The organism is uncultured Gimesia sp. (assembly GCF_937910335.1).
Taxonomy (GTDB): domain Bacteria; phylum Planctomycetota; class Planctomycetia; order Planctomycetales; family Planctomycetaceae; genus Gimesia.
The window spans coordinates 1-14340 of record NZ_CALEMX010000540.1 but is presented as its reverse complement, the minus strand read 5'-3'; the positions used below and the strand labels follow the sequence as shown (position 1 = coordinate 14340).

11 protein-coding genes are annotated in these 14340 nt (G+C 45.6%); 5 read left to right on the top strand and 6 right to left on the bottom strand.

Annotation, left to right across the window (positions count from 1 at the left end):
• The 6 genes from Q0668_RS22240 to trpC form a co-directional block, all read right to left on the bottom strand.
• The coding region (locus Q0668_RS22240; RefSeq protein WP_298868715.1) for a sugar kinase at nt 1-525 on the bottom strand (525 nt) is incomplete at its 3' end.
• A gap of 833 nt (nt 526-1358) precedes the next feature.
• The gene (locus Q0668_RS22235; RefSeq protein WP_298868713.1) at nt 1359-2507 is read right to left on the bottom strand and encodes a hypothetical protein; all 1149 of its coding nucleotides are present in this window, start codon (nt 2505-2507) and stop codon (nt 1359-1361) included.
• A 113-nt stretch (nt 2508-2620) separates the two neighbouring features.
• Nucleotides 2621-3625, bottom strand: coding sequence for a zinc-dependent alcohol dehydrogenase family protein (locus tag Q0668_RS22230; protein ID WP_298868711.1), 1005 nt, complete (start codon nt 3623-3625; stop codon nt 2621-2623).
• Nucleotides 3626-3818: 193 nt separating this feature from the next.
• A complete protein-coding gene (locus Q0668_RS22225; RefSeq protein ID WP_298868709.1) occupies nt 3819-4484 on the bottom strand; it encodes a type III secretion system chaperone in 666 nt (221 codons plus the stop codon).
• A gap of 174 nt (nt 4485-4658) precedes the next feature.
• Nucleotides 4659-5270 carry a phosphoesterase gene (locus Q0668_RS22220; protein ID WP_298868707.1) on the bottom strand — a complete coding sequence of 204 codons (612 nt, stop codon included), beginning with the start codon at nt 5268-5270 and terminating at the stop codon, nt 4659-4661.
• 58 nt (nt 5271-5328) lie between these two features.
• The gene (trpC, locus tag Q0668_RS22215) at nt 5329-6117 is read right to left on the bottom strand and encodes an indole-3-glycerol phosphate synthase TrpC (RefSeq protein WP_298868705.1); all 789 of its coding nucleotides are present in this window, start codon (nt 6115-6117) and stop codon (nt 5329-5331) included.
• 195 nt (nt 6118-6312) lie between these two features.
• Between trpC and Q0668_RS22210 the strand changes: the two genes are divergently transcribed.
• The 5 genes from Q0668_RS22210 to Q0668_RS22190 form a co-directional block, all read left to right on the top strand.
• Entirely contained in the window at nt 6313-7134 is an 822-nt protein-coding gene (locus Q0668_RS22210) for a CPBP family intramembrane glutamic endopeptidase (protein WP_298868703.1), read from the top strand.
• A 200-nt stretch (nt 7135-7334) separates the two neighbouring features.
• Nucleotides 7335-8459, top strand: a complete 1125-nt coding sequence (locus Q0668_RS22205) for an alpha/beta hydrolase (protein WP_298868701.1) — start codon at nt 7335-7337, stop codon at nt 8457-8459.
• A gap of 95 nt (nt 8460-8554) precedes the next feature.
• Nucleotides 8555-9316: a class I SAM-dependent methyltransferase gene (locus Q0668_RS22200; RefSeq protein WP_298868698.1), complete on the top strand. Its 762-nt coding sequence runs from the start codon at nt 8555-8557 to the stop codon at nt 9314-9316.
• Nucleotides 9317-9921: 605 nt separating this feature from the next.
• Nucleotides 9922-13011 carry a sigma 54-interacting transcriptional regulator gene (locus Q0668_RS22195; protein WP_298868696.1) on the top strand — a complete coding sequence of 1030 codons (3090 nt, stop codon included), beginning with the start codon at nt 9922-9924 and terminating at the stop codon, nt 13009-13011.
• 97 nt (nt 13012-13108) lie between these two features.
• Nucleotides 13109-14340: polysaccharide pyruvyl transferase family protein (locus tag Q0668_RS22190; RefSeq protein WP_298868694.1), on the top strand; the 1232-nt coding region annotated here is incomplete at its 3' end.

Here is a 14340-nt window from a genome sequence, read left to right as displayed (position 1 = left end):
CCAAAGTTTTTTTCTAAAATTCAAATCGCAGGAGACAGTCACATTGCGCTGGCGTGCCTCCTGGAGGGCCCTGCAAGTTAATTCTGCTGCCGATTCACTAATCGCGGGAGTGATTCCTGTAATATGAAACCAAGTCGCTCCCTGAAAGATCTGATCCCAGTCAAATAATTCAGTAGATGCCAGTGCAATAGAACTGAACCCACGATCATAGGTTACAGTCCCTCCTCGTTGATTGGCTCCGGTTTCAACGAAATAAATCCCAAATCGCCCTTGCTGGCTCCGATAGATTAAGCTTGTATCCACGCCTGTTTTTCGCATTTCTTGAACAAGCGAATCCGTGATTGCATTATCCGGCGATGCCGTCGCGAAAGCGGAATGACCTCCCTGGCAGGCAATCGAAACGGCGACATTGAGCTCACCCCCTCCGAACGTCGATTCAAGATGCCCTGGAATGGATTGCCTCAATCTCAAATGATTTTGAGGAGCCAGCCTTAACATAACCTCACCAAAAGTGACAACTCTCACAGTACACCTTCATTTTTAAACATGAATATCTGGACAATAAACTTCATTTAGCTTAACCCGGTCTGACAAATCATTCCAGCATCTCGATTAAATCATTAAGTGGCTATCGAGTCCTATAAAATTCGGTGGTCAAAAATGACGTACTTTTGAATCGCATATCACTTCAACTCAAATTAAATATTAAAGGCCATTTGATTCGAAATTTCTTTTTGATAAATTCATAAGGTGTGCCAAACAGTTGTCATACCCTTATTTTAGAATTTTTAGCTGTGATCTGAGTTATTTTGTGATCTAAGTTATTTGATGTCCGATACTAAATGATACAGGTGGCGGCAGTTTCGTCTAGCCCGTTCAGGGACAGAGATGGAGATGGACGGGGTTGTCTGCATGGAACTGCCGCCCCTCTGTATTTTCTAGTATTTGAGATCCGCTCTTCATTCGAATTGAAGAACTGATCCTCAATAGAAAATTAACTTTACAAACTGGAGGGCTTTACCTGCTAAAATTGATTATTAGATTTAAAGCACCTTATTCGTTATGACTTTAAACTGTGCCAAACTACATTGCGGGTTACGGTTTTGATAATGTCCTATGAATTCGGAAAGAATTTAAATGCCCCAAAATGAATCAGATGTAATCTGCCCGGCTTGTGATAAAAAAATCACACCTAAATACGGGATAAATGAGTCTCGTCAGCTTACCTCTTTAGAATATCAATCGAAGCGACTTGGCTGTTCTGTAGATTGTCCTCACTGCGGTCATGTTTTTATCTACAAAGTCTGTACGGACGATAAAAAAGTTTCTTGATCTTGCCTTACAGATTCAGCTAGCCTCTAAAGCTTCACCATCATTCTCAGATTGAATATCAACGAGACGATCACGCAACAATAGCAAAAGAAGGCCATTTTTTTCTGCTCTATAACACGATTGCGTGCAAGGGGTTTTGCAAAACTAATCTGTATCATCAGTTTTGCACAGACGAAGGCTACGATGGTGGAAGAAACCAGCATCAAGATAGCTAACCCAAGGTATCCCCTATGTATGGTTGCAATCGCTGTCATTGCATGTTCCTGGTGAATCTCAAAAAGTGCCAGTGTCGTCTGCCACTTCAATTGAAAAGCAGACAGGCCCGGAAATCCCATTAGAATGGCCAGCAATACAAGAGCCGCAGTGCCTAATAATCGCTGATCGCCGATCAATCCTTGTAGCTGTTCCTGATACATGATCGCAGACTGATGACTGCTCAAGCTGTCTAGCAGACAGGCTATTCCCATCACTGCCAGGAATGAAAACAAGCACATCGGAGAGAATTCGTTCATCATATCCAGAATGGACATCGAATCTTCTCCAAAGAAATCATGTCGCCATTTCCAACACGTGACAGAAAGCTGCGCAAAGAATACCCCAGTGATCTGCATGATGAATAAAATCAGTATGACTTTTAGTTCTTTCTCAATCAGCAAGAGTCCGGCAGTGGTAGCCAAAATAACTAAAGCAATGAAAAATAAAACCTGTTCTATATACGCGAATTCATTCACCGCAATTTTATTCACAAACAGAACTAAAAGTGCCGATCCTGCACAGACTGAAAGCAGAGTGAATAAAATCGACAGCCAAAAAGGCATCGGTTTCACTAGAACTCTGTAATTGAAATTGACGGGAATCGTTCCCATTCGAAAAGCAATACCTGCCACGATCAGAACAATACCCAAAGCTGGAATCGAATGGCTCAATAATGAACTGTTTTCCTGGTTGAATTTACTTAGATAGTGCTGAATGGAATCCAGGTGAGTCGAGCCTGCAGAAGCCGCTAACAGAGCAACACCTGAAAAAAGAACTGTCGTCAAAGGCAGCGACGATTTAAATAATAGGAATGCCGTATCTAGATTGGTTTTGACAGGATTCTGATAGACTGTCAGCCATAAGATCAGATACAGAGTCAGCTCAAAGCAGAATATCAATAAAAAGAGATCGTTGAACATTCGGAATAAAAACCATCTTTCAAGAACCATGTTCTCAAGCTATGCAAGCTATGTTTGAAACGGAACTGTGCCGTTTGCTCTGTCAACAGGTTTATTTAATCCATTCAGCGCTCCTACTGTATGGAAAGCAAGACCTTTCCTTTTTTTCCCGTTTTTTCAGCCTCGGTGACAGCCTGCGCTATCTGGTCCAGGGGAAACCAGGCTCCAATTTCTGTCTGTAACACCCCTTTTCGAATTAATTTTGTCAGAATCAATACCAGATTAATTTTTGCTGTTAATGATAATGCTTCCACCTGATGAGCCAACCAGAATCCTTCAATACTCCCGCCATTTCTGATCAATTCTCGCGCCAGAAAGTCAAGCGGTGCATTATCTAGAGATCCATAGAGAATTAATTTCGCTCGCTCACCCATTAATTTAACGATGGAAGATGCCGTCTGCCCTCCGACGGGATCAATGGCATATTGAGGACGAGCATTACCAAGAATTTTACGAATTTGATCTATCAGGATACGTTCATTGTCATGTTTCACGTTAAACACAATCACATGCCTGGCACCCATTTTTTTTAAATGCTCAACCTGATCATGTCGACGGACGACATTCAACGTATGAAACCCATAGTAGTTCCCTAGTCGAATGACCATTTTTCCGACAGCAGAAGCTGCTGCTGTCTGCAACAGCCATTGATTCTTCGGTATCCGCAAGATCTGTCTCACAAGAATATAAGCAGTCGCCGGATTCACAAAAAACGTCGCAGATTCATCCAGTGTCAGTTTTGAAGAAACTGGAATCACAAACTGGTTGGATATTGCCACTTTTTCAGCCCAGTTGCCTGTATGGCGATTTAAGACAATCACCCGCCGTCCTTTCAGGAAGGCACCGTGCCAGCCACCTCCGCTCGACTCTACGATGCCCACTCCTTCAAATCCGGGAGTTGCCGGAAGGTCGGGCCTTTTGGCATAGTTTCCTCGAATATTCAATAAATCAGAAGGGTTAACGGGACTGGCCTGCATACGAACGAGAACTTCTCCGTGCCTGGCAACAGGTTCTTCAATCTCACAGAGTTTAAGAACTTCTGCCGGTTCTCCAAATTGCTCAAAGCGAATCGCACGCATGGATAGTTCTTTCACTTTCGGTGGTATCTTTGAGCAATGAGTTTAGCAGGTTGAAGACAGCGCAATCAAGCAGGCACATCAGACAAAGAAATCTTGTCTGAAACAAAAACAATCCTTGCTACCTGACAGGTAACAAGGATTGTGATCTCGTCTTCAAAATGGAATCGTATTCAGATTCTGTGTCACTTAAAAACTAATTCTGCTTCTTAGTGCTGAAGTTAGAAACACCTGACGCCGTTCGTGTTGGAGCTGCAGGCTTATTTTGTGCAGATTGCTGTGGTGCAGGCGTTGTTGAACGTTTCCAGTTATCGGTTGACCAATGAGGATAAAATTGAACAACGCTACTTCCCAAATCGCTGAGAATGGCATGAAACCTTTTCGTAGACATATCCTGATTGGGAATGACTCGCTGCAGGACAAATCGACGATTGCTGGAAACGTAAGCGAAAAACTTGCCATTTCCCATGCGGTCGTTATCTGACAGCAAGCGCAACATGGCTGTCCGTGGAACATCAGCGGCACTGCGGGGAAGTGGGTCGAGCCACGCCATTACCCAGACCCATTCACCGTTCTCACTCAGAACGGCAGACATGGAAAGTTCCCACTCTTCCTTGTTTTGATTGGCTTTGAACTGAAAGTCAAAGCGTTTTTTCTTTTTGGTCGTTGTGAGACCCATTGCTTTCAACAGATTTCCTAATTGCTCTTCGGAAATTTGTCCCGTTTTTTTAGCGTCGGAAGTAATGACGGGTTTTGTGGAAGCTGCTTGCTGAGCATGAACTCCTGCTCCCAGAATTGCCATCGCCGACAATACGAGCATAAAACAGCTAATAACGATCCATCCGCGAAATGTGATTTTCATTTTGAAGACACTCCTTTGTCACTTCGATTCTCTTGTAGAAACATTTGTCGACGACTACCTGCTCTTAATCCTTTTATGAGCAGACTGCTGCTATGCTAAATGCGGCTTTGTCGTGAATCAATTCATCAAAAATTCGGATTCATGGTATCAAGCGGCAGTTTTTGCCGAGTTGTGTTAAGATAGCTCAAATAATCCTTTGAGGCAGATCTGCGACCATGTTTCAAACTGTTCTAACTCTTGTAACAGTTTTTCCGGTGAGTCAAACCCTGTCTCTATGATCGACTCTTCACGGGGTAGAACTTTGGGCAACTCTAGGTCAAAAACATGAACTATTCCCAAGTGGACCTTTCCGACCTCAGTTTCGTCATCATTGATCAGCCCTACACAGTGTTCTGTATAGTTAGTTTCCATTGTAACTTCTTCATCGATTTCGCGTTGCATTCCTTCTCGATAGGTAGATCCTGCTTTGGCTTCATCTTCTGAAGAGATATGTCCGCCAATACCGATCGAACGTTTACTATGGAGCCGTTGCTCTCCCCCTTTAGAACCGCGAGTATAGTAGAAGATCTTGCCCTCATGTCGAAAAATACAATAGGGAATCAATTGCTTGAAGCTGGGGTCTTCTTCAACAGTATCACGAGGCCTGAAACTGATATAATTCGGATCAAACAACGTTTTCAGATAAGGTTCAACCTGATCATTAAACCCTTGAAAATAGCCTACTTCATGAAAAAGAAGCGTGGGAACGACCATTACGTGTTCCACTTGTTGTTCCGTATCTGACATGGCTGATCCTTCTCTACTCTGCTGACAGGTTAATTTTGAAGATGAACACGAAGAGTTCTTAGACGTTGCCCTCAAGCAATTCCTTTACTTTTTCACTAATATTGGGAGCCCGCATGAGCGTTTCTCCTACCAGGATTCCCCGCACTCCCGCATTTTGCAGACGAAGTACATCCTGTCGATTCCTGATTCCACTTTCACTGATCAGCAAACAATCCGCAGGAATTTTCGAACTCAATTGAATCGAGTGATCGAGTGTTGTTACAAAAGTTTTCAGATTACGATTATTAATTCCCAACATGGGGGGAGATAGTTTTAAGACGCGTTTCAAATTCTTCGGTTCATAAATTTCTATTAAAGCCGACATCCCTAACTCAAGCGCATAGGCGTAGAGCCGTTCCAGTTCGCATTCATCCAGACATTCTGCGATCAGGAGCACACAATCTGCACCGGTAACGCGGGCTTCCAGAATCTGATAGCGATCAATAATGAAATCTTTTCTCAAAACCGGAATCGAGACAGCGTTGCGGACTTTTTTCAAGTAGTTCAAATGTCCTTGAAAATAATGTTCGTCGGTCAACACACTGATGCAGGCTGCTCCCGATGTTTCATAAATCTGTGCAATCTCTACCGGCTGGAAGTCTTCACGAATGAGCCCTGCAGAGGGGGAAGCCTTTTTGACTTCAGCGATCATGCCTACCGGACCATGAGTTGTTAAAGAGTTCACAAAATCTCGTACGGGAGGCGCGGCATGCAATTGCTCTGCCAACACCTCAAAAGGTCTCGCTTCTTTTGCCTTGCTGACTTCTGTCCGTTTAAGTGTGATTATTTCTTCAAGAATATTGCCCACAACGCTTATTACATACCTTATCTGAGGTTGAAAGACTCCATTTCCTTCTGAGTAGCATAACTTCCAGAGACGCGAAGTACCACAGAGTCAGTAAAACCGATGTGAATTCGACTTGTAATTCTGGATTCTGGTTACGACGATGGTCTTTTTATCTTTCTGGCATCTCCAAAATAGTCGAAATGGGAGTAGTTTAAATTGAATCTGGTTCTATTATCCCTGGAACTCTCGCTCCTGCTACTGGCAGTTCTCAGTACGCGATACTGGTTCAGGATTTTCAAAGCAAAAAGTGGGACGGCTGTTTTTCCCTTCCATGCCGATCGCTGTCCTATAGAAATGTCATTGCCTGTCATCCTGGTCCTCCTTTGGATTACCCTGCGCATGATGACTTCTTTGGAAAAACTCTGGATACAGTGGCAGGAAATCACGGTCCTTACTAAACCCGTGTCACTGAATGATGTCATGGTTTCCTGTCTCACTTCGTTTTCTTTAGGCGTGATTTTAATTACCAGTCTGGTACTCTCAAACTCGAAATTTGTGCATCAATCAGGATTTCGCCTGAATGAGAAAATGGGCCAGCTTCGCGATGGCTTTGTTGGTTTTCTCCTGGCGCTGATCCCCGTCGTGATTCTCCTGTTTGTAACACGAGGTTTGCGATCAGAAGAGACACTGCACCCCTTGTTTATCCTGTTAAAAGCACACCCCCATTTTTCAACGGTCATCTGGATTTTTATTTCTGCTGTCGTCGTGGCTCCTCTCATTGAAGAGCTCGTCTATCGAGTCATTTTCCAAAGCTGGCTGGAAGAGGTTCTGCCTCCGTTCGCTGCAATCTTTATCAGTTCGCTGGTTTTCAGCCTCGTACATGGATTTCCTGATTGTATTCCCTTATTTCCGTTAGCCTTCATTCTGGGAACACTTTTTTATTATCGGCGCAGTTACGCTTCGGTTGTATTCACACACGCCCTGTTTAATGGAACGAATCTCGCATTTGCGCTTTCAGATCCACAGCTTCCTTTCTGATTCCCTACAACAACAAGTGCTCAATCGATCACATAAATTGGGGTTCACACGTTTTTTAAAAAAAGCTATGCTTCCTGCCTCTCTCATCGAATCCTATCCCTTCGGAGACCTCCGAAATGTACCCCACCATGTTACGCCCGGCGGCGTTGTTCTGTCTTTGCGCCTGTTTCTGCTTCTCCTGTCAGACAATGAAATCCAAAATGGATCTGATTTATACAGGGAAAGTAACGGGGGAGTTGTCTCAACAACTGGTAGAAACGTATTCTGATTCTCTCAAGGACCCCATCGCAGCTGAGCAGTCTGATGAATTTACAAAGTGGAAAATTCTGTATGCCACGAATCGATTGCAGAAAACTCATCCCTCAGGAAAAATCGGCTACGCAAATGAATATGGCAATACGCTGGCTTACGGATCGGGACAGATCCAAATTTCGCGTAAAAATCGCAGTGATTTAAAAACCAAAGTCATACAAACGATCTGGCAGGGAGCACCAGGACCGGAGGGGCAAGTCAAACTCAGCTCAATAACGCCTAAAGAAGAAACGCTATTTTTTGGTGATTTAAACAGTCTGTTAGAACGTTCGCCTCAAAAAGATGTGCTGTTGTTCGTTCATGGATTTAACGTCAACTTTCCCAGTGCCATCACCCGCGCTGCACAAATCGCCAACGAACTACCTTTCAATGGTGCGATCATTTCTTACAGTTGGCCATCACAGGGAGGCGTAGATAAATATCTCCTTGATGGACAGGTCGCGGACGCGAGCGTGGAACCGATGGCCCGTTTTATAGAATCGTTAGTGAACTCAGTGCCGCAGGGAACAAAAATCAATATCATGGTACATAGCATGGGCAATCGGGTTGTGATGCGAGCTTTGAATCGTTTGCCGGAACACTTTGCCGATGCAAAGCCATTCCAAAACGTTATCTTAGCCGCCCCCGATGTAGGTGTTTCCGAATTTAAAGAACTGGCCCCGGCCATAATTGCGCAGTCGAATCGTGTGACTCTCTATTCTGGTTCAGGAGATGTCGCGTTGGTGGCATCAAAGGCAGTCAACCAGGAACGGAGGGCCGGTGATTCCCGCGAACCCCTTATTATGGAAGGCATCGAAACCATCGATGTTTCTGCCGTCGATACCAGCTTTATGAGTCACTCTTATTACGGCAGTAACCGTGCTGTATTAAGTGATCTTTTCTCATTGATTAAGCAGGACTCTGCCGCTGCTGAGAGAAAATGGCTGCTGTCAAAAAATCATCATGGCATGCATTACTGGGCATTCGATAAAGAGCCACCTGAAATCAAAAAAGTGCGTTCCACGAGTCTCTGATTCTCGAATAAATAAGTCAGTCTGATTGAGATACCGAGCATGGATGCGGTATAATCATTCTCGTCTGGTTCCTTTCCAGAATTTAAGGAGATGTGATGAAGAACCCAACGTCCCGCTTCTCGGATCGTGTTGATAATTACATCAAATACCGTCCCAGTTACCCTCCCCAGGTTTTGGAGCATTTAAAAACCGTATGCGGATTGACTGCTGATTCATTGATCGCAGATATCGGATCGGGTACCGGTATCCTATCCCGGATGTTCCTTGACAATCAAAACGACGTCTATGCCGTGGAGCCCAATGCCGAAATGCGAGGGGCGGCAGAAAGTTTTTTTAAAGACATCCCCCACTTTCACAGTATTAATGCCACAGCGGAAGAGACGCATTTAACGGCGAATTCCATCGATTTCATTATTGCCGGCCAGGCCTTCCATTGGTTTGATCGCGGTCTGACCAAAACCGAATTTCAACGGATTCTCAGACCTCAAGGCTGGGTAGTTCTGATCTGGAATGAGAGAAAAACTGAGAGCACTCCCTTTCTGGTTGCTTATGAAGAAATGCTTCTCGAATTCGCTACTGATTATCAGGAAATCAACCATACGAATATTTCGCCGGCTGACTTTGCCGAGTTTTTCGATCCCCATCCGATTCGGACTTACAGTATTCCCAATAGTCAGACGTTTGATTTTCCTGCCTTGAAAGGGCGACTGCTCTCCTCCTCTTATAGTCCCCATCAAGAAGATCCGCGCTACGGGCAAATTATGAAACGCCTGCGCGAAATTTTTGAAGTCAATGAATCGAAGGGGACCATCGCATTCGAATACGATACAAATCTGTTTTATGGGCACCTCAAATAAGAGATCTATGCAGTTGCCGGAGAATGAGGATTTGACTTGTATTACAGGAGCAGAAATCGGCGCATAAAGAAAGCCCTTAAGAAGGCGGTGAATTGTAGACGGAAAAGTTTATTTTATGCACTTCACAGAAACTGATGAGCAGGCTGGGTCAGAACACGCAAATCAGGGGGACCATCTGGATAATGTCCGTCCAAACCAAATTCCTTCTTAAGGGCCAGGCTGGGTCAGAAAGCTGATGACAATCAGTGGTTCCTAAAGAACCTGCAAACTCCGTTTCCTGATTGCTTATCAACTTTCTAAAATGGATATACTGCATTAGTTGTGCCATTTTTCCGAATACTTGGTCCAAATATAAAATATCTGTATTTTTGGTATTTGAATTCGATATTGTGCCTTTGTCTTTTCTGTCTTCCTCGTATTTTACCTGGATTCTAATGTCATTTGATCCTATTTCGACACTTTAGCTTGAAAGTTCGGCGCCGAAATGTTCTATTAAGAAGCTGTTGACGATTCAGCGCCGACCTTTCGGCGCTGATTAGTTCGTTCGACACATGTAAAAACTTTTATCTCTTAACTAGTTTTCGTATCTGTTTGGAATGCCAACGATGAAAAATCAGGGGATCTTTAATCGAGCTGTTATCTTTAGCAGTGGTATCCTGGCAATCGTTTATAGTGTGATTGTCCTGGGATTTGTAACTACTAGTCCCGATCTCCGTCTGCGCGCGATGTTGGACAGTGTTGAATCCGAACCCAGCCTCTCCCTTCCCGCCGGTATCGAAATCAAAGCAACTCCTGGTATTATTAAAACGGGGCCGATCCCTGCCCCAAAATCGGGAGATATCCTCACCAAAATTGGTGAATTTCCAATTCGAACGTTTCTCGATTATTCGCAGACTCTCATTATCCTGAGAAATATGGATCTCCCTCCCGGGGGACAATTGCAACCAAACTCGGATCCTGCTGAGCATGATGTCCCCTCTATGGTGGAAATTCAGAACAGTGGTCGGTTTATTAAAATTGAGTATTTGAGCGTCGATCCGGTTAGTAATACGAAATTACCCAAGTCTGCCTGGATTAAAATTCAATCAATTCCCTCCGGTAGTGTTGCGATCTCGCTGCTCTGGTTTTCGCTGGAACTTATCATTCTGGCCATCGCCGCATTTGCTTACTGGATGCGTCCTTTTGACCGTACCACACGTATTTTCTTTATGATGGGGACCATCACTCTCGTCGCTTTTATTGGTGGTTATAACTGGTGGATTATTGCCGGCTCTCTCGCTCTCAACATCCCCTTCGTCGTCGCAGCGGTGCTCATCCCTGCAATCACACTTCACTTTTTTATCACTTATCCGCGTGTGATTCCCTGGCTGGCACAATATCCTGTCGGATTGCTCCGCACTGTTTATTCAATCCCTGTCGCAACAACTCTCTTGATGCTTATCTGTCTAACTTACTTGCGATGGACATCTCATATTGAAGTCGATGAGAAAGCATTAGCTCTGCAGGAATATCCGCCACTGGTATTTCAGGTCGTTTATGTCCTGCGCTGGGCAGTCTATGCATATATCAGCGTCGCCGGACTCTATTATCTCGCCACTCTGGCGGCACTCTTTTACGGTTATTTCAAAAGCCAGAATGCCTTTGAACGAAACCAGTTGAAATGGATCGCTCTCGCCGGCTTGATTTCGACGATCCCCGTGGGCTATTCACTTTACCTTGCAGAATTTGACCGTGCTCAGTTTGCCTTGGGTGGTGCGGGCATTCCGATGTTTCTGGCCAGTGTCTCTTTTATGGCCGCATTTGTCGTGGGAATCATTCGTTATCGTCTCATGCTGATCGAACAGATTATCAGTAGGGGAATGTTGTTTTATGTAGTGAGTGCCGGTATTTCAATTGTGTACGCCACAGTGATTTCTCTCGGGTCACTTTTGGGAACACAATTAAACCGGGCGCCTAGTTCCACTCAGGCGGTGTCTGTATTTCTCGTGATGTTACTTGCTATCTCACTCTTGTTATGGTCGCGTGATCGAATTCAACGTTTGATCGATCGGCGATTCTTCCGTCAGAAGTATCAACTCGATAAAGCATTAAAACGCATGAACCGCGCTGTAGGGCGTTTGGGTGATCAACGTTCTATCGCCGACCGTATGCTGACATCTTGCCGTGAGGTGCTGCAAGTGAAGAGTGCCGCCATTTATTTACTCAACCCGGACCGAAATCAGTTTGAATTACTGACCGGTTTTCAAATCGAAAACGCCCCCTCAACGGTCCCTTGCAATCCCGAACTACTGGAAGTCCTGGAAGGTGAGTTGGCATTTCAACGCATCGCTACGGGACTTTTAAAAGAAGCTTCACCTGCGCAGCACTTACTACGACAGGTGGGATTTGACTTTATTTACAACCTGGAACTGGATGGAGAGTTTGCCGGATTTGTTGCTCTCGGTCAGCGATCATCGGGCAGTCCGTATTCTGCTGAAGATCTCACTTTTTTGAATGCCATGGGGCAAATCACCAGCATTGCCCTGCATAGCACGAAAATTCATCAGGACCTCAGGCGTCTCAATGAAGAAATGAGAATCAAAGTCGAAAAGATTGATGACCAACGTCGGCTCGTCTCCATCTTGCAGGCGGAACTGATTAATTCACAGGATATTGCCGAGAGTGCGGCTCCGCACGAGTTACAACGGGGCCTGATCAAAGGTAACAGCCCGGCGATTCGCTCGGTCATGGAAACAGTCCGCAAAGTTGCGAACTCGGAATCGACTGTATTTATTCGAGGCGAAAGTGGAACCGGAAAAGAACTGCTGGCTCAGGCCGTGCATGAAAACAGCGATCGACGCGAAAAGCCGCTGGTGCGTGTCAACTGTGCTGCCCTCTCTCCTGGTCTGCTGGAAAGCGAGCTGTTCGGTCATAAGAAGGGCGCTTTTACGGGTGCACATGAAGATCGAATCGGTCGTTTTGAAATGGCCAATGGGGGCTCTTTGTTTCTCGATGAAATCGGTGATATTTCTCTCGATACCCAAGTCAAACTTCTGCGGGTATTACAGGAACGGGCGTTCGAACGAGTCGGCGGCTCGGAAACATTACATGTTGATGTCCGCCTGATTACAGCCACTCACCAGAACCTGGAAAAGCAAATTACCGACGGTCTATTTCGAGAAGATTTATACTATCGCCTGAATGTCATCAGCATTACTCTGCCTCCCTTGCGCGAACGGCGTGAAGATATTTTTGAACTGGCGTTTTACTTTCTCAAGCGGACTGCACAGCGTCTTGGCAAACGCATAACTCATATTGACGCCGATGCGATCGAGGTTCTCGAACGTGCTCCCTGGCCTGGAAATATCAGGCAGTTGGAAAATGTGATCGAACGAGCTGTTGTTCTCACGGAAGAAGAAGCGATCACACTCAAAGACCTGCCCGCTGATCTACTCGAAGGGAAAAAACGCCTGCCGACTCGTGTGATCGAAACCAAGTCGATTCCTTCAGAAACGGTCCGTCGGCTGCCTTTATCAGATGTCGAAGTCATCAGCTTTCCCGGCAGCGAAAACCAGTATGATGATCAACTTTCAGAGCCTGAGCAGTTGAAATCAGCGCTCGCGGAATGTGCGGGCAACAAGGCGCAGGCGGCCCGCATGCTGGGCATGCCACGCAGTACTTATTACAGCAAACTCAAAAAATATGGTCTCGATTGATCGTTTCACTTTTTATGTTGCTACTCATTTTCATCTGTCGCTTTCATAAAGTCAGATATTTATTTTCTAATTTCACCCGCCCCGAGGAACCTCACCTGTGCCGAACTTTAGTAGAATTCATTGTTGTTTCTTTCTCGCTCTGCTTATATTTCTATCTCTACTCTCACTCACCACCTCGCAGGCAGCGGAACCCCGACAAAAGACCACTCTAATCCGCTCTGGCTGGCAGACCATCAACATTGGCGACATCGGACACACGCCCGGCACGCTCCGTTATCTGGAAACGTACCTACCCGACGTCAAAATCCATCTCTGGTTGCATAAAACTACAAATGAAATCACTGCCATGCTCCGGAAACGTTTTCCCAACGTGCAGATCGTGCAAGGCAGACTTAACGCACGTGGCAAAGCCAACAATCCTGAATTCCAGAAAGCTTTCGATGAAAGCGATCTCTTTCTCTACAACTCCGGCATGCACTTCAATCAATTCTGGAAACCGCCAATCTATATCATCGAAGCCTGTACCGCGACGAACAAACCGTTCTGCCTGTATGGGCAATCGTTCGACGGCTTCGCACCGGAGCAGGAAGCAATAATGAGTGAGTTTCTGTCCCGCGCGGCAGCCATCTACACGCGCGACGTGGAATCGTTTTATTACCTCCGTAAAATCGGCGTCACTTCGCCGTCCCTCGCGTTCGGCCCCGACGGTTGTTTTGGGATCGATGTCCGCGATGACGAACAGGCCAATGCCTGGCTCAAAGCACACGATTTAAAGTCCAAAGAATTCATCACCGTAACTCTGCGCAGCAACACTCCCAAAGTCGGGGCGAAGAAGGGCACTGTGATGAACCCGACCAAGCCCAGCAAAGCAGACTTGGCACAGAATGAACTCTGGACAGCAAAATTGCGCGAGCTGATCACTGACTGGGTCCGCAAGACCGGAAAGAAAGTGCTATTGGCTCCTGAAGTCGATAAAGAAATCATGCACGCCAAAACTATGATTCTGGACAAACTGCCCGCAGACGTACAACCTTATGTTGTGAACCGCGATCCCTTCTGGAATGTCGACGAAGCCGCCTCGGTTTATGCCCAGGCCATCACCGTCGTCTCGATGGAACCGCATTCCTGTATTATCGCCCTTGCAGTTGGCACACCCACGATGCATCTGGCCAGTCCCCGTCATGGTCTTAAACGCTGGATGTTCCGCGATATCGGTTTGTCAGAATGGTTGTTCGATATTGACTCTGACCCCGCGTCTCAATTCACCGCAGCACTTTTAACCCGCATTTCCCAGATGACTTCCCTCGCTTTGGCACGTAATTTGCGCCA